This window comes from Streptomyces cyaneofuscatus, from assembly GCF_042718795.1.
Taxonomy (GTDB): domain Bacteria; phylum Actinomycetota; class Actinomycetes; order Streptomycetales; family Streptomycetaceae; genus Streptomyces; species Streptomyces cyaneofuscatus_A.
Genome location: NZ_JBHXOX010000009.1, coordinates 1 through 20,254, shown reverse-complemented (window position 1 = coordinate 20,254; position 20,254 = coordinate 1). Strand labels below are relative to the sequence as shown.

The following is a 20,254-nucleotide window of genomic DNA, read 5'->3' as shown; positions in this document are numbered from 1 at the left end:
GCATGACCCATGAATTTCGCCCCGCTGCCCTCGGTGGACGTCGCTCAGGTGCCGCTCGACGGCCTGGTCCTGGACGTCCGGGAGAACGACGAGTGGGCAGCCGGTCATGTCGAGGGCGCGCTGCACATTCCCATGAGCGACTTCGTCGGCAGGTTCGGTGAGCTGGCGGAGGCCGCCGGGGACGGCCGTCGCGTCCATGTCATGTGCCGGGTCGGCGGCCGGTCCGCCCAGGTCACGCAGTATCTGGTCCAGCAGGGGATCGACGCCGTGAACATCGACGGCGGCATGCTCGCCTGGGACGGGGCCGGGCGTCCGATGGTGACGGACGACGGGGCCTCGGCCTTCGTCCTCTGATCTTCGCTTCGGGCTCTCCGCGTCAGGACAGCGGGTGGGCGGCCAGCAGGTCGCCCAGTGCCTCCTCGTGGGCCGCCGCCGGGCCGAGGGAGAGCTCGATCTGCTTCGCCCAGGCGTGGAAGCGGTGCAGCGGGTAGTCGGTGTCCGCGCCGAAGCCGCCGTGCAGGTGCTGGGCGGTCTGCACGATGCGGCGCACCCCGTCGGAGGCCCAGATCTTCGCCACGGCGATGTCGCCCGCGGTGGGCAGCGGGCCCCCGGCACCGGTGGAGATCCGCCAGGCGGCCTGCCAGAGCGTCACCTCCATCGCCCGCAGGTCGATGTACCGGTCGGCGGCCTGCACCGCCACCGCCTGGAACGTGGCGACGGGAAACCCGAACTGCTCGCGCTTCCCGGTGTATTCGGCGGTCATCGCGAGCACCCGCTCGCCGAGTCCGAGCGCCAGGGCGCAGGTACCCGTGGTGAGCAGGTCCCGCAGCCGGTCCCAGGCCCCGGGCGCGTCGATCAGTTCGCGCGCCTCCACGCGTACGCCGTCGAGCCGGACCTCCGCCAGGCGTTCGCCGCTGGTGGAGACCTGGTCCGCGAGGGTGACGCCTTGGCGGGCGGGGTCCACGAGGGCCAGGACGGCCCGGCCCTCGCCGGTGTGGGCGGGGACGGCTATCCGGTCGGCCACCTGCGCCCAGGGGACCGCCGACTGCACGCCATCCAGCACCCAGCCCGAGGGGGCCCGGCCCGAAGGAGCGGCCCCGGGGCCCTCCGGCCGTGCGGTGACGGCGAGTTCGGCCGGGTCGTGGCCCGTGCGCCCGTTGGCCCCGGCGGTCAGGACCAGCTCGCCGCTGGCGGCCCGGGGCAGCAGCTCGGCGGCGAGGCCGCTCTCCCCGTACCGCTCGACGGTCATGGCGACCGCGCAGCTCTCCAGCAGCGGGACCCTGGCCAGCACCTTGGCCGACTCGCGCAGGACCAGGAAGAGCGCGACCGGGTCGAGCCCGGCGCCGCCGTACTCCTCCGAGAGCGTGAGGCCGAGCAGGTCCGAGCCCGCGAGCTCGCCCCACAGCCGCCGGTCGATGTCCTCGGCCACGGCCCCCGGCGTCAGGGCGGGGCTGGGCACGCTGTCGGGCGCGACGCCGGAGAAGACCGCCCGGGCCGCCTCCACGGCTGCCTGCTGTTCCTCGGTGAAGGTGAAGTCCACTGTCCCGGCCTCCCGTTGGCGGTCCCTGGCAGTCTCTGGCGTCCCTGGCGGTTTCTGGCGGGCCGTCAAGATAGAACAGGTTCTAGGAGAAGGGAACAGGTTCTACGGGAAGGGCGCGCCCGCTGCGGGAGGGGAGCGGCGTCAGCGGTCGAAGTCCAGCTCCACCTCCGGGGTGAGCGGATGCGACTGGCAGGCCAGCACGAAGCCCGCGTCCGTCTCCTCCGGCTCCAGCGCGAAGTTCCGCTCCATCCGGACCTCGCCCGAGACCAGGAACGCCCGGCAGGTCCCGCACACCCCGCCCTTGCAGGCGTACGGAGCGTCCGAGCGGCTCCGCAGCACCGTCTCAAGCAGCGACTCCGTGTCCTGGACGGGCCAACTGCCGGAACGGCCGTGCAGGGTGGCCGTCAGCGTGGCGTCGGAGGGTGCGGCGACCTTGACGACCGTGACATCGGAGAGGCCGTCGTCGACGTGGAAGATCTCCTGGTGGACCCGGGTCCGGTCGACGTCCAGCGCGCGCAGGGCCTTCTCCGTCCCCCGTACGAGACCGAGCGGCCCGCACAGGAACCAGCCGTCCACCTCCGCCACCGGAAGAACCGCCGGCAGCAGGGCGGTGAGCCGCTCGGTGTCCAGGCGGCCGGAGGGGAGCCCGGCCGACTGCTCCTCCCGGGAGAGGGCGGTGATCAACTGGAAGCGGTCCGGGTAGCGGTCCTTGAGGTCGGCCACCTCGTCCAGGAACATCGTGGAGGCCGCCGTGCGGTCGCTGCGGATCAGGCAGAACCGCGCCTTCTCCTCCCGCGCGAGGAGGGTCGCCGCCATCGACAGCACCGGGGTGATCCCGCTGCCGCCGACCACCGCCGCGAAGAGGCCCGGACGCGGCTCCAGCACGAAGCGGCCCATGGGAGGCATGGCCTCCACCTGGTCCCCGACGGACAGCTCCTTCAGGGCGTAGGTGGAGAACGCCCCGCCCTCGACCCCGCGGATGCCGACCCGGACCACCGGCTCGGCGGGCTGTTCGGTGGACGGCGCGCAGATCGAGTACGAACGGCGGATCTCCCTGCCGTCCACGCTGTAGCGCACGTTCAGATGCTGGCCGGGGGCGTGGCGGAAGACCTCGCGGAGCTCGGCCGGCACGGCGAAGGTCACGGCCACCGCATCGTCCGTGATCCGTTCGATCGCGCTGACCCGGAGCGGATGGAACATCTACAACTCCTTGAAGTGGTCGAACGGTTCGCGGCAGGCGACGCAGCGGCGCAGCGCCTTGCACGCCGTGGAGGAGAACCGGCTGAGCAGCTCCGTCTCCGTGGAGCCGCAGTGCGGGCAGCGCACCGAGAGCGTCAGGGGCACCGGCCCGCCGTCGGCGCTGTGGGCGCGCGGGGGCGCTATGCCGAACTCGGCGAGCTTGCGGCGGCCCTCGGCGCTGATGTCGTCGGTCGACCAGGCCGGTGCGAGCACCGTGACCACGGAGACCTCGGGCACGCCGTTCTCGTGGAGCACCCGCTCGATGTCGGCGGACATGGCCTCGATCGCCGGGCAGCCGGTGTACGTCGGGGTGAGCCGCACGGTCACCCGGCCCGGGCCCTCCACGTCCACGCCGCGCAGGACGCCGAGCTCGGCCAGGGTCAGCACCGGCAGCTCGGGGTCCGGGACGGAACCGGCGAGGGTGCGCAGCTCCGCCTCCAGCGGGGTGTCGGTCACCATGACGCCCCCGGGTGGCTGCGGTGCAGGTGCTGCATCTCGGCGAGCATCCGGCCGAAGGGCTCGGTGTGCACGCCCTGGCGCCCCGCGCCGGCCGTCCAGGCGCCGGTGCGCGGTCCGGTCGGCAGCGTCAGCGTGGCCCGCTCCAGGGTGCCGGTGACGGAAGCCAGCCAACTGCGCTCCAGCTCCTGAAGGTCGACGCCGGAGCCGGTGGCGTCCAGCCCCTCCACCGGCTGGAACATCTCGCCGGTGAAGCGCCAGAGCGCCTCCAGGCCGGCCTGCATCCGCTCATGGCTCCCGGCGGTGCCGTCCCCGAGCCGCAGGGTCCACTGCTCGGCGTGGTCGCGGTGGTAGGCGACCTCCTTGACGGCCTTCGCCGCGAGGTCCGCGAACTCACCGCCCCCGGCCGCCAGCCGCTCGTACAGCAGGTGCTGGTAGACCGAGAAACAGAGCTGCCGGGCGATGGTGTGGGCGAAGTCCCCGTTGGGCTGCTCGACGAGCTGGAGGTTGCGGAAGGCCCGCTCCTCGCGGAGGTACGCCAGCTCGTCCTCGTCACCGACGAGCGAGAGCAGCACCCGCGCCTGCCCCAGCAGGTCCAGGGCGATGTTGGCGAGCGCCACCTCCTCCTCCAGGACGGGGGCGTGGCCCGCCCACTCCCCCAGCCGGTGCGAGAGCACCAGCGCGTCGTCGCCGAGGGCGAGGGCGGCGCTCACAGGTGCTTCACCCCGTCCGGGATCTCGTAGAAGGTCGGGTGGCGGTAGGGCTTGTCGCCGGCCGGCTCGAAGAACGCGTCCTTCTCGTCGGGCGAGGAGGCGGTGATCTGGGTGGAGGGGACGACCCAGATCGAGACGCCTTCGGAGCGCCGGGTGTAGAGGTCGCGCGCGTTGCGCAGGGCCATCTCGGCGTCGGGCGCGTGGAGGCTGCCCGCGTGGGTGTGGGAGAGCCCGCGCCGCGAGCGCACGAACACCTCCCACAGCGGCCAGTCGGTCGAGCTGCTCATGCCGTCTCCTCCACGTGCGGTGCGGGCTGTGCTGTCCGGGTGGACGGGGTGGTGTGCTTGGCGGCGTACGCGGCGGCGGCGTCCCGGACCCAGGCGCCCTCTTCGTGGGCCCTGCGCCGCTGGGTGATCCGCTGCTCGTTGCACGGGCCGTTGCCCTTGAGGACCTCCTGGAACTCCGCCCAGTCGATCGCGCCGAAGTCGTGCTGGCCGCGCTCCTCGTTCCACCGGATGTCGGGGTCCGGCAGGGTCAGGCCCAGTGCCTGCGCCTGCGGCACGCAGATGTCCACGAAGCGCTGTCGCAGCTCGTCGTTGGAGTGCCGCTTGATCTTCCAGGCCATCGACTGCTCGGAGTGGGACGAGGCGTCGTCGGGCGGGCCGAACATCATCAGGGAGGGCCACCACCAGCGGTCCACCGCGTCCTGGGCCATCGCGTGCTGGGCCTCGGTGCCGCGGCTGAGGGCGAGCAGCAGCTCGTACCCCTGGCGCTGGTGGAAGGACTCCTCCTTGCAGATGCGGACCATCGCGCGGGCGTAGGGGCCGTAGGAGCAGCGGCAGAGCGGCACCTGGTTGGTGATGGCCGCGCCGTCCACCAGCCAGCCGATCGCGCCGACGTCGGCCCAGGTCAGGGTGGGGTAGTTGAAGATCGACGAATAGCGCTGGCGGCCGGCGTGGAGCTTGTCGAGCAGCTCCTCACGGCTGGTGCCCAGCGTCTCGGCCGCGCTGTAGAGATACAGGCCGTGTCCGGCCTCGTCCTGCACCTTGGCCATCAGGATCGCCTTGCGGCGCAGCGAGGGCGCGCGGGTGATCCAGTTGGCCTCGGGCTGCATGCCGATGATTTCCGAGTGGGCGTGCTGGGCCATCTGGCGGACCAGCGTGGCGCGATACGCCTCGGGCATCCAGTCGCGCGGCTCGATGCGGTCGTCGGCGGCCACGGCCGCGTCGAAGACCGCGAGGCGTGCCGCGTCTGCCGCGTCCGGGGCCGTACCGGCGCCCTGCCCCGCCGCTCCTGCCGTGCGTGAGGTGCTCTGCGTCTTCTGGTCCGCAGTCACTGCCGCCATCCCGGGCTCCCTACCGACCGATCGTTCGGTTCATTGACTTCAATGGTCGGTCGCAGGCCCGTAGGGTGTCAACCCTGTGGATAACCGAGTGGTGATCGATCGTGAGCGGGGCGGGATGGATGCGGACCACGACGGGAGCTCCGGACGCGGGGATTCCGGCAGCGTGCACGAGGACGTCCGGCCGCAGGCCGTGAGCCCCGAGCCCGTCGGACCGGACGCTCCGGCACCCGAAGCGGAGGCGCCGGAGCCACAGGTCCGGGCCGTCCCGGAGCCCCCCGCGGCCGGCGTCGGCATAGCCGGCCTCTCGTTCGGCTACCAGCTCGTCGCCGCCCTGGCCCTCTCCCTCATCGGGCTCCTGGCCTGCGCACAGGTGGCCATGGTCTTCCTGCACGTCGCCCCGTCCAACACGCTGACCAAGCAGCACGGCAAGACGGTCGACAAGTGGATCTACCCCGAGTTCGAGCAGAACTGGAAGCTCTTCGCCCCCAACCCGCTCCAGCAGAACATCGCCGTCCACGTCCGGGCCGAGGTGGCCGGGGCCGACGGGCGCCGCACCACCGAGTGGATCAGCCTCACCGATGCGGACGCCGACGCGATACGCGGCAACCTCTTCCCCAGCCATGTGAACCAGAACGAGCTCCGCCGGGGCTGGGACTTCTACGTGAACTCGCACGACGACCGGAACAAGCCCAACGGACTGCGCGGCGACCTCTCCGAGCGCTACATCCGGCGCATCGCGATGCTGCGGCTGAGCGGGGTCGACCTGGGCGGTACGGTCGAACGGATCCAGATGCGGTCGGCGAGCAGCCTGATCACCCCGCCCTCGTGGTCCACCGAGAAGGCCGACACCCGCCCCACCTACCGTGTCCTCCCCTGGTGGTCCGTGACCCCCGACGATCTGCCCGCACCGCGTGACGCGGCGCGCGCCGAGGAGGGGGACAAGTGACCACCACCCCGCCCACCGCACCGGTGGCGAGCCGACCCGCCCCCGCTCGGGGCCCTGCCGCACCGGGCCCCGGCGCACCCGACCGGATCGCCGCCGCCGGGGCCGCTCTGGCCCGCGCCATCCAGCGCGTCACCGCCTCGGCCCTCGGCCCGTACCAGAGCGCCGTCATCCGGATCGGCTTCGCCGCCACCTACCTGTTCTTCCTGGTGCGCGAGCTGCCGCACCGCCATGAGCTGTACGGCCCCGACAGCCCGTGGCACTGGGACCTGGCACGGCAGCTCACGGCGGGCAACGAGGCCTTCTCCGTCCTCCTCTGGTCGGACAGCGTGCTCTGGTTCGAGGTGGTGTACGCGCTCACCGTCCTGTCCGCCGCAGGACTGCTCCTGGGCTGGCGCACCCGGACCATGTCGGTCCTCTTCATGGTCGGCGTGCTCTCCGTACAGAACCGCAGCGTCTTCATGGGCGACGGCGGCGACAACGTCATCCACCTGATGGCGATCTACCTCGTGCTGACGCGCTGCGCCCAGGTCTGGTCGCTGGACGCCCGCCGCGCCGCCCGCGACGCGGAGCGCGACGCGCTCGGCCTGCCGCCCCGACGGGACGCGGTGGGACCGGTGCTCTGGGCGGTCCTCGGCCCGGTCCTGCTGGGGGCCACGCTGATGGGTGGCCTCGGCGGCACCTGGTGGCTTCCGGTGTTGCTCTGGATCCTCTGGCTCTCCGCCGCCGCCTGGTGGGCCGCGCACCGCTTCGCGCCCGGCGGGCAGCCGCGCGCCCTGCTCGATGTGCTGGCCAACCTCGCCCACAACGCGACGCTCCTCGTGATCATGGTCGAGGTCTGCCTGATCTACGCGACCGCCGGCTGGTACAAGATCCAGGGCTCCCGCTGGCAGGACGGCACCGCGCTCTACTACCCGCTCAAGCTCGACTACTTCGCCCCGTGGCCCGCCCTCTCGGACGTGCTCGCCTCCAGCGGGCTGATGGTCATGGTGCTGACGTACGCGACGGTCATCGTCCAGGTCGCGTTCCCGTTCACCCTGTTCAACCGGCGGCTCAAGAACGTCCTGCTGGTCATCATGATCGGCGAGCACGCCGGGATCGCCGTGCTGCTGGGGCTGCCGTTCTTCTCGATGGCGATGATCGCGGCGGACGCGGTGTTCCTGCCTACGGTCTTCCTCGCCTGGCTGGGGGGCCGCGCCGCGCTGGGCCGGCGGCGGCTGCTCGGATGGCTGCCGCGCCGGTCGCGCTCCCCCGAGGCAGGCGGCCCGCGGGAGGTGCCCACCGCACGCCCGGCGCCGGAGGAACGCGGCGGTACGGGGGAGGCCCCGCCGCACGGCACCGGCGGGGGCCATACGCTCGTCGGGTGAGCAGCGAGACCGGCAGCACCGGCAGTACCCCAGAGCCCGCGCCCGTGGACCCCGTCCCGGCGGAGCCCGTCCAGTACGACGACAGCTACGGGCAGGAGATCGGTGTCGGGCCGCACCCGCTGCCCTGGCCGGAGGGCGAGCGGTACGACCCCGAGCTGCTCGCCCACGGCGACCGGCGCAACGTCGGTGACGGCTACCGCTACTGGACGCGGGAGGCGATCGTCGCCGACCTCGACCTGCGGCGCCACGACTTCCATGTGGCCGTGGAGAACTGGGGCCACGACTTCAACATCGGCTCGGTGGTGCGGACCGCCAACGCCTTCCTGGCGAAGGAGATCCACATCGTGGGCCGGCGGCGCTGGAACCGGCGCGGCGCCATGGTCACCGACCGCTACCAGCATGTGCGCCACCACCCGGACACGGCGGACCTGACCGCCTGGGCGGCGGCCGAGGGGCTGCCGATCATCGGGATCGACAACCTCCCCGGCGCCGTACCGCTGGAGCGCACCGAGCTGCCGCGCCGGTGTGTGCTGCTGTTCGGGCAGGAGGGGCCGGGCCTGACCGAGGAGGCGCGCGAGCACGCCTCGATGGTGTGCTCGATCGCCCAGTTCGGCTCGACCCGGTCCATCAACGCGGGGGCCGCCGCGGCGATCGCGATGCACGCGTGGGTGCAGTGCTACGCCGATGTCCCCGACCCCCGTCGCTGACTCCTAGGCCTGGCGGCGGACCTCCACCACGCGGAAGCGGTTGGCGACGAAGGCCGCGTCGCACAGGGCCGCGTTGGCCGCCGGGTTGCCGCCGGAGCCATGGAAGTCGGAGAAGGCGGCCGTCTGGTTGACGTAGACCCCGCCGGTCAGGTTCAGCGAGAGCTGGGCCGACTCGTCCAGGCAGACGTCCTCGATCGCCCGCTCCACCTCGGCGGAGGTGGTGTAGGCGCCGACGGTCATGGCGCCCTTCTCCCGGATCGTGCGGCGCAGCAGCTCCAGAGCGGCGTCCGTCGACTCGACCGCCACGGCGAAGGAGACCGGGCCGAAGCACTCCGAGAGGTACGCCGCGTCCTCGTCGGTCTTCGTGCCGTCGAGCTTGACGACGACCGGCGTACGGACGACGGCGTCGGGGAACTCGGCGTTGGCGACCGTGCGCGATTCCAGGGCCACCTCGCCCAGCTCACCGGCCGCCTCGACCCGGGCCTTGACGTCCGGGTTGACCAGCGCGCCGAGCAGGGCCGCCGCGCGGGCGTCGTCGCCGAGGAGCTTCGTGACGGCCGCCGCGATGTCGGCGACGACCTCGTCGTACGACTTGGCGCCGTCGTCCGTGGTGATGCCGTCGCGGGGGATCAGCAGGTTCTGCGGGGTGGTGCACATCTGGCCGCTGTAGAGCGAGAGCGAGAACGCCACGTTGCCGAGCATGCCCCGGTAGTCGTCGGTGGAGTCGACGACGATCGTGTTGACGCCGGCCTTCTCCGTGTAGACCTGCGCCTGGCGGGCGTTGGCCTCCAGCCAGTCGCCGAAGGCGGTGGAGCCGGTGTAGTCGATGATGCGGACCTCGGGGCGGACCGCGAGGGTCTTGGCGATGCCCTCGCCGGGCCGCTCGGCGGCGAGCGCGACCAGGTCGGCGTCGAAGCCCGCCTCGGTGAGCACCTCGCGGGCGATCTTGACGGTGAGCGCGAGCGGCAGCACGGCCCTGGGGTGCGGCTTCACCAGCACCGGGTTGCCGGTGGCGAGCGAGGCGAAGAGGCCCGGGTAGCCGTTCCACGTGGGGAAGGTGTTGCAGCCGATGACCAGCGCGACCCCGCGCCCGGTCGTGGTGAACGACTTGCTGAGCTTCAGCGGGTCGCGCTTGCCCTGCGGCTTGGACCAGTCCGCGCTCTCCGGCGTGCGGACCTGCTCCTGATAGGCGTACGCGACGGCTTCCAGACCCCGGTCCTGCGCGTGCGGGCCGCCCGCCTGGAACGCCATCATGAAGGCCTGGCCGCTCGTGTGCATCACGGCGTGGGCCAGCTCGTGGGTGCGGGCGCTGATCCGCGCCAGGATCTCCAGACAGACCAGGGCCCGGGTCTCGGGGCCAGCCGCGCGCCACGCGGCCGTACCGGCCTTCATCGCCGGGAGCAGGACATCCAGGTCGGCGTGCGGATACTCGACGCCGAGCTCCGGGCCGTACGGCGAGGTCTCGCCGCCCGTCCAGCCGTCGGTGCCCGGCTGGCCGAGGTCGAGCCGGGTGTTCAGCACCGCGTCGAACGCGGCCTTGCCCTCGGCCGCCCCGAGACTGCCCGGGGCGCCGCCCTCGCCGTACGCCTTCGGGTGCTCGGGGTGCGGGGACCAGTACGCGCGCGTACCGATCGTGTCGAGGGCCTGGTCGAGCGTGGGCCGGTGGGTCTCGGACAGCTGCTGGGGGGTGAGCGCGGCGGCCATGGCGGACCAACTCCTCATCGAGCCGGGCGGGGACGTACGGACGGAGTTAGAGTAACCGAACGATCGGTCGGGACAAGGGTCCCCGGCGAACCTGTGGATAACTTCAACGGTCCCCGCCCGCACGGGGAGGGCCCCTCATGGGGGAGGATCGCGGACATGACCACGGCCAAGCGGGACACGTACACCCCGGAGACGCTGCTCACCGTCGCTGTTCGTGTCTTCAACGAGCGCGGTTACGACGGCACCTCCATGGAGCATCTCTCCAGGGCGGCGGGCATCTCCAAGTCCTCCATCTACCACCATGTGGCGGGCAAGGAGGAGCTGCTGCGCCGGGCCGTGAGCCGGGCGCTCGACGGGCTCTTCGCCATCCTCGACGAGCCGGGGGCGGTGCGCGGGCGCGCGATCGAGCGCGTCGAATACGTCACGCGCCGGACCGTGGAAGTGCTGATGGCGGAGGTTCCGTACGTCACGCTGCTGCTGCGGGTGCGCGGCAACACCCAGACCGAGCGGTGGGCGCTGGAGCGGCGGCGCGAGTTCGACCAGCGGGTGTCGGAGCTGCTGAAGGCCGCGGTGGCCGACGGGGACCTCCGGGCCGATGTGGACATACGGCTGGCCACCCGGCTGCTCTTCGGCATGGTCAACTCGCTGGTCGAGTGGTACCGGCCGCAGCCGGGCGGCTTCCCGGGGGAGGAACAGCTCGCCGACACGGTCGTCCAGCTCGCCTTCGAGGGGATGCGGGCGACCGGGGACCGGAAGGGCTGATTCCGTCAGGAAGGGCTGATTCCGTCAGGCCAGCTCGGCCGGGTGGTCCGGGCGGGGGCTGAGGTCCGTCTCCTCGAACACCAGCAGGGTGCGCGTCGACAGCACCTCGGGGATCGACTGGATCCGGGTGAGCACCAGCTCGCGCAGCGCCCGGTTGTCCGGCGTGTGCACCAGCAGCAGGACATCGAAGTCGCCGCTGACCAGCGCGATGTGCGTGGCCCCGGGCAGCGCCTGGAGCTGCTCGCGGACGGTGCGCCAGGAGTTCTGCACGATCTTGAGCGTGATGTAGGCCGAGGCGCCCTGCCCGGCCCGCTCATGGTCGACCCGGGCGCCGAAACCGCGGATCACGCCGTCCTCGACCAGCCGGTTGATCCGGGCGTAGGCGTTGGCGCGCGAGACATGGACCCGCTCGGCCACCGAGCGTATGGAGGCGCGGCCGTCCGTCTGGAGGATGCTCAGGATGTCGCGGTCGATGGCGTCCAGGGGGCGCGCGGGCGGGGGCGTGGGGGACGCCGGGACCGCTGAGGTGGGCGGTGGTGTCGTGGCCGGGGGCGCCGAGATGGGCGGTGGTGTCGTGGCCGGGGGCGCTGAGGTGGGCGGTGGTGTCGTGGCCGGAGGCACGGGGCGGCCGGGGTCTTCGCCCGGTCCGGCCATTTGTTCAGCTGCCATCTGCCCGCGCCTCCCTGTTGTGGACGACCTGCCTCCATCCCAAGCTGTGGAGAACCGTTTGTCCACAGGCTGAAGGTGCCTGTAGCCAAAATGCGCTCGCGACCGAACAATCGGTAGGTGAGGCACACCACACCGGTGCCTCGCATGCTCGGCGACACCCTCGCGACATCTCTTGCCATCACCACCCCTGTCGACACCCTCGATCTCCCGATCGCCCGATCGCCACCCTGATCTCCATCGATGCCTGGAGGTGCCTTCCATGACGGTCCAAGAGCTGCCCGGCGCGGCCACCTACCGGCCCACGCCGCCCCCGGCCTGGAAGCCGATCACCGACCCCGCCCCGCTGCTCCCGGACCCGGAGCCCTACCGGGTGCTCGGTACGGACGCGGTCGCCGACGTCGACCCCGAGCTGCTGCTCCGGCTCCACGCCGAGCTGGTGCGCGGCCGCCGGTACAACACGCAGGCCACCGCGCTGACCAAGCAGGGCCGGCTGGCGGTCTACCCCTCCAGCACCGGCCAGGAGGCGTGCGAGATCGCCGCCGCCCTGGTGCTGGAGGAGCGGGACTGGCTCTTCCCCAGCTACCGGGACACGCTGGCGGCCGTGGCGCGCGGACTCGACCCGGTCGAGGCGCTGACCCTGCTGCGCGGCGACCGGCACACCGGCTACGACCCGCGTGAGCACCGCATCGCCCCGCTCTGCACCCCGCTCGCCACGCAGCTCCCGCACGCGGTGGGCCTGGCGCACGCCGCCCGCCTCAAGGGCGACGACGTGGTGGCGCTCGCCATGGTCGGTGACGGCGGCACCAGCGAGGGCGACTTCCACGAGGCGCTGAACTTCGCGGCCGTCTGGAAGGCACCGGTGGTCTTCCTCGTGCAGAACAACGGCTTCGCCATCTCCGTACCGCTGGCCAAGCAGACCGCCGCCCCCTCCCTCGCGCACAAGGCCGTGGGATACGGGATGCCGGGCCGACTGGTCGACGGCAACGACGCGGCCGCCGTGCACCAAGTGCTCAGCGAGGCCGTGGCCCGGGCCCGGCGGGGCGGAGGGCCGACGCTGATCGAGGCCGTCACCTACCGTATGGAAGCCCACACCAACGCCGACGACGCCACCCGCTACCGGGTCGACAGCGAGGTCGAGGCCTGGCGGGCGCACGACCCGGTCCAGCTCCTGGAGCGCGAGCTGACCGGCCGCGGGCTCCTGGACGACGAGGGCATCGCGGCGGCGAAGGAAGCGGCCGAGCGCATGGCGGCCGCACTCCGCGACCGGATGAACGCCGATCCGGAGCTGACCCCGATGGACCTCTTCACCCACGTCTACGCCGAGCAGACCAGCCAGCTCCGCGAGCAGGCGGCCGCCCTGCGGGCCGAGCTGGACGCCGAGCAGGACCACGAGCACAGCGCGGAGGAAAGCCGATGACCACCGCGGCGACGAAAGCCGGCGGACGTACGGCGAAGGCGAAACCGGCCACCATGGCGCAGGCCCTCGGGCGCGCGCTGCGCGACGCGATGGCCGAGGACCCGACCGTGCACGTGCTCGGCGAGGACGTCGGCACCCTGGGCGGGGTCTTCCGGATCACGGACGGGCTGGCGAAGGAGTTCGGCGACGACCGGTGCACCGACACTCCGCTGGCCGAGGCGGGCATCCTCGGGGCGGCGGTCGGCATGGCGATGTACGGGCTGCGGCCCGTGGTGGAGATGCAGTTCGACGCGTTCGCCTACCCGGCGTTCGAGCAACTGATGAGCCATGTCGCCAAGATGCGCAACCGCACCGGGGGAGCCATGCCGCTCCCGATCACCGTGCGCGTTCCGTACGGCGGTGGCATCGGCGGGGTCGAGCACCACAGCGACTCCTCCGAGGCGTACTACATGGCCACCCCGGGCCTCCACGTCGTCACCCCGGCCACGGTGGACGACGCCTACGGCCTGCTGCGGGCCTCCATCGCCTCGGACGACCCGGTGGTCTTCCTGGAGCCCAAGCGGCTCTACTGGTCCAAGGCCGACTGGTCGCCGCAGGCCCCGGCCGCCGTCGAGCCGATCGGCAAGGCCGTGGTCCGGCGGACCGGCCGCAGCGCCACGCTGATCACGTACGGGCCGTCCCTGCCGGTCTGCATGGAGGCCGCCGAGGCGGCGGTCGCGGAGGGCTGGGACCTCGAAGTCGTGGACCTGCGCTCGCTGGTGCCGTTCGACGACGAGACGGTCGCGGCCTCGGTGCGGCGTACCGGCCGCGCGGTCGTCGTCCACGAGTCCCCCGGCTTCGGGGGCCCCGGCGGTGAGATCGCGGCCCGGATCACCGAGCGGTGCTTCCACCACCTGGAGGCCCCGGTGCTGCGGGTGGCCGGCTTCGACATCCCGTATCCGCCGCCCATGCTGGAGCGGCACCATCTGCCGGGAGTGGACCGGGTGCTCGACGCGGTGGCCCGGTTGCAGTGGGAGGCGGACAGCTGATGGCCCAGGTCCTCGAATTCAAGCTGCCGGACCTCGGCGAGGGTCTGACCGAGGCGGAGATCGTGCGCTGGCTGGTGGAGGTCGGCGATGTCGTCGCCATCGACCAGCCCGTCGTCGAGGTCGAGACGGCCAAGGCGATGGTGGAGGTCCCCTGCCCCTACGGGGGTGTGGTGACCGCGCGGTTCGGCGAGGAGGGTTCCGAACTTCCGGTCGGAGCGCCGCTGCTGACGGTCGCCGTGGGCGCGACGGACGCCTCCATCGCTTCCCCGGGGGATGACGGTGCCGCCGCCGAGGAGTTCTCCGGCGAATCCGGCTCCGGTTCCGGTTCCGGGAACGTGCTCGTCGGGTACGGGACCGGCGCGCCGGCCGCCCGGCGCCGGCGCATCCGGCCGGAGCGGAACACCGTCCCCGCCGCTCCCGCCGTTCCCGCCGTTCCCGCTGTGGTGTCGGCTCCCAGCCGATCCGCACCGGTCGCGGTCGCGGTCGGTGAGGTGAACGGCCGGCAGGGGCCCGTGGCCGTGGTCTCCCCGCTCGTACGCCGGCTGGCCCGGCAGCACGAGATCGACCTGCGGGGGCTGACGGGTTCGGGGCCCGACGGGCTGATCCTGCGGGCCGACGTGGATTCCGCGATCCGGCGGGGGGCGGACCAGGCCACGGAGACGGCGGCCCGTCCGGCTGTCGAACCCGTCGTGGCGGAGGCGTCCACGGCCGTCGCGAGCCCGGCCGCACCGGCGGCCGCCGAGCGGATTCCGCTGCGCGGGGTGCGCGGAGCGGTTGCGGACAAGCTGTCACGCAGCCGGAGCGAGATCCCCGACGCCACCTGCTGGGTGGACGCGGACGCCACCGAGCTGATGGCCGCCAGGGCCGCGATGAACGCCGCGTCGGGCCCGTCCGGCGGGCCCAAGGTGTCGGTGCTGGCCCTGCTGGCGAGGATCTGCACGGCGGCCCTGAACCGGTTCCCGGAGCTCAACTCCACCGTGGACACGGCCGCGCGGGAGATCGTGCGCCTGCCCGGCGTGCACCTCGGGTTCGCGGCCCAGACCGAGCGGGGCCTCGTCGTCCCGGTCGTCCGTGACGCGCACACCCGCAACGCCGAGTCGATCGGGGCCGAGATCGCCCGGCTGACCGAGCTGGCGCGGACCGGGAAGCTCAGCCCGGCCCAGTTGACCGGCGGCACGTTCACGCTGAACAACTACGGGGTGTTCGGGGTCGACGGCTCGACGCCGATCATCAACCACCCCGAAGCGGCGATGCTCGGCGTCGGCCGGATCATGCCCAAACCCTGGGTGCACCACGGTGAGCTGGCCGTACGTCAGGTCGTCCAGCTCTCGCTCACCTTCGACCACCGGGTGTGCGACGGCGGAACGGCCGGGGGATTCCTCCGGTACGTCGCCGACTGCGTGGAGCAGCCCGCGGTGCTCCTGCGCACCCTGTAGGGCCTGCCGTTACGCGGACGCCCCCTCCGGGCCCGGCCTTGTCGGCCACCCGGAGGGGGCGTCGGCGTCAGGTGGTGCCCATACTCGACGTATGACCGCCTACGACGTGATCGTTCTGGCCGGCGGGGCCGCGAAGCGGCTCGGCGGCGCCGACAAGCCGGCTGTACGGGTCGGCGGCCGCGCGCTGCTCGACCGGGTGCTGGCGGCCTGCTCCGGCGCGGGTGCCACCGTCGTGGTCGGCGGCCGCAGGCCCACCTCCCGGCCGGTCACCTGGACCCGCGAAGTCCCCGAGGGCGGCGGTCCGTTGGCGGCGCTCGGCGCTGGGGTGCGGCTGACGGCGGCGGAGCGGGTGCTCGTCCTCTCCGCCGACCTTCCGTTCCTGGGCCCCGCCACGGTCGGGGCGCTGCTCGCCGCCGCCGGTGAGGACGGCCGGGACGGCGCGCTCTGCACCGACCCCGACGGTCGCGACCAGCCGCTCGTCGCCGTCTACCGGGGCGAGCCGCTCCGCCGCGAGCTGGCGCTGATCGCCACCGAGCACGGTGGCCTGGCCGGGCTGCCGCTCCGGCTGCTGACCGGGGAGCTCGATCTCGCCCGGGTCGACGCCGGGCCGCACGCCGCGTTCGACTGCGACACTTGGGACGACATCGCCGCCGCCCGCGCCCGGATCAGGGAGCATGGGGCCGTGCTGGACGAATGGATCACCTCGGTCAAGAACGAACTGGGAATCGAACTCGACGTCGATACCGACGTCCTGCTCGACCTCGCCCGTGACGCCGCGCACGGGGTCGCGCGGCCCGCCGCACCGCTCACGACCTTCCTGGTCGGGTACGCGGCGGCCCGGGCGAGCGCCGGCGCCGGGCCGGAGGAAGCCGCGGCTGCGGTCGCCGAGGCCGCCCGCAAGGCCACCGCGCTCGCCCTGCGCTGGGAGGCCGAGGCTGGGGCCGAGGCCGAGGGCGCGAAGAAGGGGCCCGGTCCGGCGGAGAGCGGCGAACAGGCCGGAACACCGTGACCCGCGACGACGCCGAAGAGCTGGCCGTCGAACAGGCCCTGGCGCTGGTCGGCGGCCGGAACCAGGCGCGCGGCCGAACCGGCGATCGGGCGGGCGATCAGGCGCGCGGCCGAACCGACGCTCGGGCGGGCGACCGAGCCGGTGATCAGGCGCGTGGCCGAGCTGACCATCAGACGGGCGATCAGGCAGGCGATCGGACGGGCGATCAGGCGGGCGATCAGATGCCGCACAACCAGAGCCCCGGTGAGCCCGCCGACCTGCACCCCACCTCGTACGCCGTACCCTCCCCCGCCCCGACTCTCCCCTGGGACCGCGCGCGGGCCGTAGCCGGGCGGGCCGGGCGGGGCGGGCCGCTCGCCGTGGTCCGGCTGCCGCTCGACCGCGCCCTGGGCCATGTGCTCGCCGAGCCCCTCGCCGCCCTCACCGACCTGCCGTCCTTCGACACCTCGGCCATGGACGGCTGGGCCGTCGCCGGACCCGGCCCCTGGACGTACGAGGAGGGCACCGGGCTGCGGGCAGGCGACGACCCCGCCACCGCGCCCCTGCCCGACGGCACCGCCGTACGCATCGCCACCGGAGCCCGTACCCCCGCCGACACCACCGCGGTCATCCGCAGCGAACACGCCCACGTCGACGAGGCCAGGGGCCTGCTCTCCACCCGACGGCCCGTCGTCACCGGCCAGGACATCCGCCCCCGGGGCCAGGAGTGCCGCTCGGGCGACCAGTTGGTGCCGGCCGGCACGGTGGTCACCCCGGCGGTGCTCGGGCTCGCCGCGGCCGCCGGGTACGACGCCCTGCCCGCCGTCCCCCGCCCCCGCGTCGACGTCCTCGTCCTGGGTGACGAACTCCTCGCCGCGGGCCTCCCGCACGACGGCCTGATCCGCGACGCCCTCGGCCCCATGCTTGCCCCCTGGCTGCGGGCCCTGGGTGCCGAGGTCTCCGCCCCCCGTCGCCTCGGGGACGACGCCGAGGCCCTGCATACGGCCCTCACCTCCTCCGACGCCGACGTGATCATCACCACCGGCGGGACCGCCTCCGGCCCGGTCGACCATGTGCACCCGGTCCTGGCCGCCCTCGGGGCCGAACTGCTCGTGGACGGCGTCACCGTGCGCCCTGGCCACCCCATGCTGCTGGCCCGGCTCACCCCGGACGGACCCCACCTGGTCGGGTTGCCCGGCAACCCGCTCGCGGCCGTATCGGGGCTACTGACCCTCGCCGAACCGCTCCTCGCGGGGCTCGCGGGCCGCCCGGCCCAGGATGCGTACCGGGCGCTCGTCCACGCCGATGTGCCCGGCCATCCGCACGACACCCGCCTCGTCCCGGTGGTCCACCGCGCGGGCCGGGCGGGCGGCCGGGACCAGGTGGCGCCCCTGCGGTACAACGGTCCCGCCATGCTGCGTGGGATCGCCGCGGCGGACGGGTTGGCAGTGGTGCCCGCCGGCGGGGTACGGTCCGGCACCGAGGTGGAGATTCTGGATCTCCCATGGGCCCCGGCGACGCCGTGGACGGAAGGGTGTTTCACGTGAAACTTCCCGACCACGAGAAGGGGTGTTTCACGTGAAACTTCCCGGCCAGGACGCGATGGCCCGGCGGGCCGACGAACACGTCGTATCGACGCGGGTGATGCTCCCCCGCCGGGTCACCCACGGTCCGGCCCGGCAGGTCGGCAAGCGGCTGCTGATGGCGCTGCTCGTGCTGGCCGCGACGGTGCTGATCGTCTGGCTCGACCGCGCGGGCTACAACGACAACGCCGACGGCAAGGTCGATCTGCTCGACGCGGTCTACTACGCCACGGTCACCCTCTCCACCACCGGGTACGGCGACATCACCCCGTACAGCGCCGGGGCCCGGCTGATCAACGTGGTGCTCGTGACACCGCTGCGCGTGATGTTCCTGATCATCCTGGTCGGCACCACTCTCGAGGTCCTCACGGAACGGACCCGCGAGGACTTCCGGCTGAAGCGTTGGAGAGCCAACTTGCGTGACCACACCGTCGTCGTCGGCTTCGGCACCAAGGGCCGTTCGGCGATCCAGACCCTCTGCGCCACCGGCCTGCCGAAGGAGCAGATCGTCATCGTCGATCCGGCTTCCAAGGTGATCGAGGCCGCCAACGCGGAGGGCTTCACCGGCGTGCTCGGCGACGCCACCCGCAGCGATGTCCTGCTGCGGGCCGAGCTCCAGAAGGCGCGTCAGATCATCATCGCCACCCAGCGCGACGACACCGCCGTCCTGGTGGCGCTGACCGCGCGTCAGCTGAACCGCGGGGCCAAGATCGTGGCTGCGGTCCGCGAGGAGGAGAACGCGCCCCTGCTGCGGCAGTCCGGTGCCGACGCGGTGATCACCAGCAGTGGCGCCGCCGGACGGCTGCTCGGCCTCTCCGTCCTCAGCCCGAGCGCGGGCACGGTGATGGAGGACCTGATCCAGCAGGGCAGCGGCCTCGATCTCATCGAACGGCCGGTGATAAAGGCCGAGGTGGGCAAGAGCGTCCGGGAGACCGAGGACCTGGTCGTCAGTGTGCTGCGCGGCCACCGGCTGCTCGGTTACGACGACCCGGCGGCCAGCCCGTTGCAGCTGACGGACCGGGTCATCACCATCGTGCGCGCCAGCCCGCCCTCCGGCTCCGGCCCGTCCGGCCCCCACCTGCCCCATATGCCGCACCGGCCCTGACTCCGACAAGAACCGGAGCCCTGACTCCGACAAGAACCGAGGGCAGGCCCCGACAAGAACCGAGGGCAGGCCCCGACAAGAACTGGGGGCAGGGCCCCGGCGGAACCGGCGTACGGGCGGCGCCGGGAGTAGCCTCGCGGCCATGCATGCGATCACGATCCCCGAACCCGGTGGCCCCGAGGCGCTCGTCTGGGCCGAGGTGCCCGATCCCGTACCCGGCGACGGCGAAGTCCTCGTCGAGGTCGTCGCCAGCGCCGTCAACCGTGCCGACGTCCTCCAGCGGCAGGGCTTCTACAACCCGCCGCCCGGCGCCTCCCCCTACCCCGGTCTGGAGTGCGCGGGCCGGATCGCGGCGCTCGGCCCGGGGGTGACCGGCTGGGCGGTCGGCGACGAGGTGTGCGCGCTGTTGTCCGGTGGCGGCTACGCGGAGAAGGTCGCCGTACCGGTGGGCCAGCTCCTGCCCGTACCGGACGGCGTGGATCTGACGACGGCCGCCGCGCTGCCCGAGGTGACCGCGACCGTCTGGTCCAACGTCTTCATGGTCGCCCACCTCCGCCCCGGCGAGACCCTCCTCGTCCACGGCGGCTCCAGCGGGATCGGCACCATGGCGATCCAACTGGCGAAGGCGGTCGGCGCCCGGGTGGCCGTCACGGCGGGCAGTCCGCAGAAGCTCGCCGAGTGCGCGGCGCTCGGCGCCGACATCCTCATCGACTACCGCGAGCAGGACTTCGTGGCGGAGCTGGCGAAGGCGACCGACGGGGCGGGGGCCGACGTCATCCTGGACATCGTCGGCGCCAAGTACCTGGACCGGAACGTGAAGGCGCTCGCCGTCAACGGCCGCCTGGCGATCATCGGCCTCCAGGGCGGTGCGAAGGGCGAGCTGAACCTCGGCGCGCTGCTGACCAAGCGGGCCGCCGTCACCGCGACCTCCCTGCGCGGCCGCCCGCTCGGCGAGAAGGCGTCCATCATGGCCGCCGTACGCGAACATGTGTGGCCGCTGATCGCGGACGGGGTGGTCCGGCCCGTCGTGGACCGTACGGTGCCCATGGAGGACGCCGCCCAGGCGCACCGGGTGCTGGAATCCAGCGCCCACATCGGAAAGGTGCTGCTGGTCGCGCCAGGCGCGTAGAAAGGCCGCGGGGCCCGGCACACACGGTGGTGTGTGCCGGGCCCCCCCGCCGTTTGACGCCGGGAAAGGTGACGGCCCCCACCGCCCCGTTTAAAGTTCGGCCCCCAGCGGGGGGGGGCCGGG

Annotated in this window: 20 protein-coding genes; 12 read left to right on the top strand and 8 right to left on the bottom strand. The window is 72.9% G+C overall.

The features are described 5' to 3' along the window. The first annotated feature begins 9 nt into the window (after nucleotides 1–9). Nucleotides 10–354, top strand: a complete 345-nt coding sequence (locus ACFWRT_RS11815) for a rhodanese-like domain-containing protein (RefSeq protein WP_327219282.1) — start codon at nucleotides 10–12, stop codon at nucleotides 352–354. A 22-nt stretch (nucleotides 355–376) separates the two neighbouring features. Here the strand turns inward: ACFWRT_RS11815 and ACFWRT_RS11810 are convergent, their stop codons facing one another. The 6 genes from ACFWRT_RS11810 to paaA all read right to left on the bottom strand — a co-directional run bounded on the left by ACFWRT_RS11810 (nucleotide 377) and on the right by paaA (nucleotide 5,293). Then, nucleotides 377–1,540: an acyl-CoA dehydrogenase family protein gene (locus ACFWRT_RS11810; RefSeq protein WP_380954163.1), complete on the bottom strand. Its 1,164-nt coding sequence runs from the start codon at nucleotides 1,538–1,540 to the stop codon at nucleotides 377–379. A 141-nt stretch (nucleotides 1,541–1,681) separates the two neighbouring features. Then, nucleotides 1,682–2,740, bottom strand: a complete 1,059-nt coding sequence (locus ACFWRT_RS11805) for a 2Fe-2S iron-sulfur cluster-binding protein (protein WP_380954165.1) — start codon at nucleotides 2,738–2,740, stop codon at nucleotides 1,682–1,684. Continuing rightward, nucleotides 2,741–3,238 carry a 1,2-phenylacetyl-CoA epoxidase subunit PaaD gene (gene paaD / locus ACFWRT_RS11800; RefSeq protein ID WP_018513915.1) on the bottom strand — a complete coding sequence of 166 codons (498 nt, stop codon included), beginning with the start codon at nucleotides 3,236–3,238 and terminating at the stop codon, nucleotides 2,741–2,743. Next, complete coding sequence (paaC, locus tag ACFWRT_RS11795) at nucleotides 3,232–3,948, bottom strand: 1,2-phenylacetyl-CoA epoxidase subunit PaaC (protein WP_380954167.1); 717 nt, start codon at nucleotides 3,946–3,948, stop codon at nucleotides 3,232–3,234. Before paaC ends, paaD begins: the two co-directional genes overlap by 7 nt. After that, entirely contained in the window at nucleotides 3,945–4,235 is a 291-nt protein-coding gene (gene paaB / locus ACFWRT_RS11790; RefSeq protein WP_326704810.1) for a 1,2-phenylacetyl-CoA epoxidase subunit PaaB, read from the bottom strand. The genes paaC and paaB overlap by 4 nt, the downstream gene beginning before the upstream one ends. Continuing rightward, a complete protein-coding gene (gene paaA / locus ACFWRT_RS11785; protein WP_380954168.1) occupies nucleotides 4,232–5,293 on the bottom strand; it encodes a 1,2-phenylacetyl-CoA epoxidase subunit PaaA in 1,062 nt (353 codons plus the stop codon). Before paaA ends, paaB begins: the two co-directional genes overlap by 4 nt. A 115-nt stretch (nucleotides 5,294–5,408) precedes the next feature. On the opposite strand from paaA, the gene ACFWRT_RS11780 reads away from it, so the two are divergent. The 3 genes from ACFWRT_RS11780 to ACFWRT_RS11770 are packed head-to-tail and all read left to right on the top strand — an operon-like array spanning nucleotide 5,409 to nucleotide 8,310. Next, the gene (locus ACFWRT_RS11780; RefSeq protein ID WP_380954188.1) at nucleotides 5,409–6,239 is read left to right on the top strand and encodes a DUF5819 family protein; all 831 of its coding nucleotides are present in this window, start codon (nucleotides 5,409–5,411) and stop codon (nucleotides 6,237–6,239) included. Continuing rightward, nucleotides 6,236–7,603: an HTTM domain-containing protein gene (locus tag ACFWRT_RS11775; protein ID WP_380954169.1), complete on the top strand. Its 1,368-nt coding sequence runs from the start codon at nucleotides 6,236–6,238 to the stop codon at nucleotides 7,601–7,603. The genes ACFWRT_RS11780 and ACFWRT_RS11775 overlap by 4 nt, the downstream gene beginning before the upstream one ends. After that, the gene (locus ACFWRT_RS11770; protein WP_380954170.1) at nucleotides 7,600–8,310 is read left to right on the top strand and encodes a TrmH family RNA methyltransferase; all 711 of its coding nucleotides are present in this window, start codon (nucleotides 7,600–7,602) and stop codon (nucleotides 8,308–8,310) included. Before ACFWRT_RS11775 ends, ACFWRT_RS11770 begins: the two co-directional genes overlap by 4 nt. A 3-nt stretch (nucleotides 8,311–8,313) precedes the next feature. On the opposite strand, the gene paaN is transcribed toward ACFWRT_RS11770, so the two are convergent. Next, on the bottom strand, nucleotides 8,314–10,014 hold the full coding sequence (paaN, locus tag ACFWRT_RS11765; protein ID WP_380954171.1) for a phenylacetic acid degradation protein PaaN: 1,701 nt from the start codon (nucleotides 10,012–10,014) through the stop codon (nucleotides 8,314–8,316). Nucleotides 10,015–10,170: 156 nt separating this feature from the next. On the opposite strand from paaN, the gene ACFWRT_RS11760 reads away from it, so the two are divergent. Beyond that, nucleotides 10,171–10,776 (top strand): TetR/AcrR family transcriptional regulator, encoded by a 606-nt coding sequence (locus ACFWRT_RS11760; RefSeq protein ID WP_380954172.1) that lies wholly within the window; start codon nucleotides 10,171–10,173, stop codon nucleotides 10,774–10,776. 24 nt (nucleotides 10,777–10,800) lie between these two features. Here the strand turns inward: ACFWRT_RS11760 and ACFWRT_RS11755 are convergent, their stop codons facing one another. Continuing rightward, on the bottom strand, nucleotides 10,801–11,445 hold the full coding sequence (locus ACFWRT_RS11755; protein WP_380954173.1) for an Lrp/AsnC family transcriptional regulator: 645 nt from the start codon (nucleotides 11,443–11,445) through the stop codon (nucleotides 10,801–10,803). 259 nt (nucleotides 11,446–11,704) lie between these two features. On the opposite strand from ACFWRT_RS11755, the gene pdhA reads away from it, so the two are divergent. The 7 genes from pdhA (at nucleotide 11,705) to ACFWRT_RS11720 (ending at nucleotide 20,131) form a co-directional block, all read left to right on the top strand. After that, nucleotides 11,705–12,862, top strand: a complete 1,158-nt coding sequence (pdhA, locus tag ACFWRT_RS11750; protein ID WP_380954174.1) for a pyruvate dehydrogenase (acetyl-transferring) E1 component subunit alpha — start codon at nucleotides 11,705–11,707, stop codon at nucleotides 12,860–12,862. Next, nucleotides 12,859–13,890 (top strand): alpha-ketoacid dehydrogenase subunit beta, encoded by a 1,032-nt coding sequence (locus ACFWRT_RS11745; protein ID WP_380954175.1) that lies wholly within the window; start codon nucleotides 12,859–12,861, stop codon nucleotides 13,888–13,890. Before pdhA ends, ACFWRT_RS11745 begins: the two co-directional genes overlap by 4 nt. After that, complete coding sequence (locus ACFWRT_RS11740; RefSeq protein ID WP_380954176.1) at nucleotides 13,890–15,326, top strand: dihydrolipoamide acetyltransferase family protein; 1,437 nt, start codon at nucleotides 13,890–13,892, stop codon at nucleotides 15,324–15,326. Before ACFWRT_RS11745 ends, ACFWRT_RS11740 begins: the two co-directional genes overlap by 1 nt. Before the next feature lie 91 nt (nucleotides 15,327–15,417). Continuing rightward, the gene (locus ACFWRT_RS11735) at nucleotides 15,418–16,335 is read left to right on the top strand and encodes an NTP transferase domain-containing protein (protein WP_380954177.1); all 918 of its coding nucleotides are present in this window, start codon (nucleotides 15,418–15,420) and stop codon (nucleotides 16,333–16,335) included. Next, nucleotides 16,332–17,861: a molybdopterin molybdotransferase MoeA gene (locus ACFWRT_RS11730; RefSeq protein WP_380954178.1), complete on the top strand. Its 1,530-nt coding sequence runs from the start codon at nucleotides 16,332–16,334 to the stop codon at nucleotides 17,859–17,861. The genes ACFWRT_RS11735 and ACFWRT_RS11730 overlap by 4 nt, the downstream gene beginning before the upstream one ends. 31 nt (nucleotides 17,862–17,892) lie before the next feature. Continuing rightward, entirely contained in the window at nucleotides 17,893–19,002 is a 1,110-nt protein-coding gene (locus tag ACFWRT_RS11725; RefSeq protein ID WP_380954180.1) for a potassium channel family protein, read from the top strand. A 142-nt stretch (nucleotides 19,003–19,144) separates the two neighbouring features. Further along, nucleotides 19,145–20,131 (top strand): NAD(P)H-quinone oxidoreductase, encoded by a 987-nt coding sequence (locus ACFWRT_RS11720; RefSeq protein WP_380954181.1) that lies wholly within the window; start codon nucleotides 19,145–19,147, stop codon nucleotides 20,129–20,131. Nucleotides 20,132–20,254 lie beyond the last annotated feature (123 nt).

Bases quoted from the DNA above. Each gene is read 5' to 3' on its own strand.
- ACFWRT_RS11815 (WP_327219282.1), top strand. From the start codon at position 10: ATGAATTTCGCCCCGCTGCCCTCGGTGGACGTCGCTCAGGTGCCGCTC.
- ACFWRT_RS11805 (WP_380954165.1), bottom strand. From the start codon at position 2,740: ATGTTCCATCCGCTCCGGGTCAGCGCGATCGAACGGATCACGGACGAT.
- paaD (WP_018513915.1), bottom strand. From the start codon at position 3,238: ATGGTGACCGACACCCCGCTGGAGGCGGAGCTGCGCACCCTCGCCGGT.
- paaB (WP_326704810.1), bottom strand. From the start codon at position 4,235: ATGAGCAGCTCGACCGACTGGCCGCTGTGGGAGGTGTTCGTGCGCTCG.
- paaA (WP_380954168.1), bottom strand. From the start codon at position 5,293: ATGGCGGCAGTGACTGCGGACCAGAAGACGCAGAGCACCTCACGCACG.
- ACFWRT_RS11780 (WP_380954188.1), top strand. From the start codon at position 5,409: ATGGATGCGGACCACGACGGGAGCTCCGGACGCGGGGATTCCGGCAGC.
- paaN (WP_380954171.1), bottom strand. From the start codon at position 10,014: ATGGCCGCCGCGCTCACCCCCCAGCAGCTGTCCGAGACCCACCGGCCC.
- ACFWRT_RS11760 (WP_380954172.1), top strand. From the start codon at position 10,171: ATGACCACGGCCAAGCGGGACACGTACACCCCGGAGACGCTGCTCACC.
- ACFWRT_RS11755 (WP_380954173.1), bottom strand. From the start codon at position 11,445: ATGGCAGCTGAACAAATGGCCGGACCGGGCGAAGACCCCGGCCGCCCC.
- pdhA (WP_380954174.1), top strand. From the start codon at position 11,705: ATGACGGTCCAAGAGCTGCCCGGCGCGGCCACCTACCGGCCCACGCCG.
- ACFWRT_RS11745 (WP_380954175.1), top strand. From the start codon at position 12,859: ATGACCACCGCGGCGACGAAAGCCGGCGGACGTACGGCGAAGGCGAAA.
- ACFWRT_RS11740 (WP_380954176.1), top strand. From the start codon at position 13,890: ATGGCCCAGGTCCTCGAATTCAAGCTGCCGGACCTCGGCGAGGGTCTG.
- ACFWRT_RS11735 (WP_380954177.1), top strand. From the start codon at position 15,418: ATGACCGCCTACGACGTGATCGTTCTGGCCGGCGGGGCCGCGAAGCGG.
- ACFWRT_RS11720 (WP_380954181.1), top strand. From the start codon at position 19,145: ATGCATGCGATCACGATCCCCGAACCCGGTGGCCCCGAGGCGCTCGTC.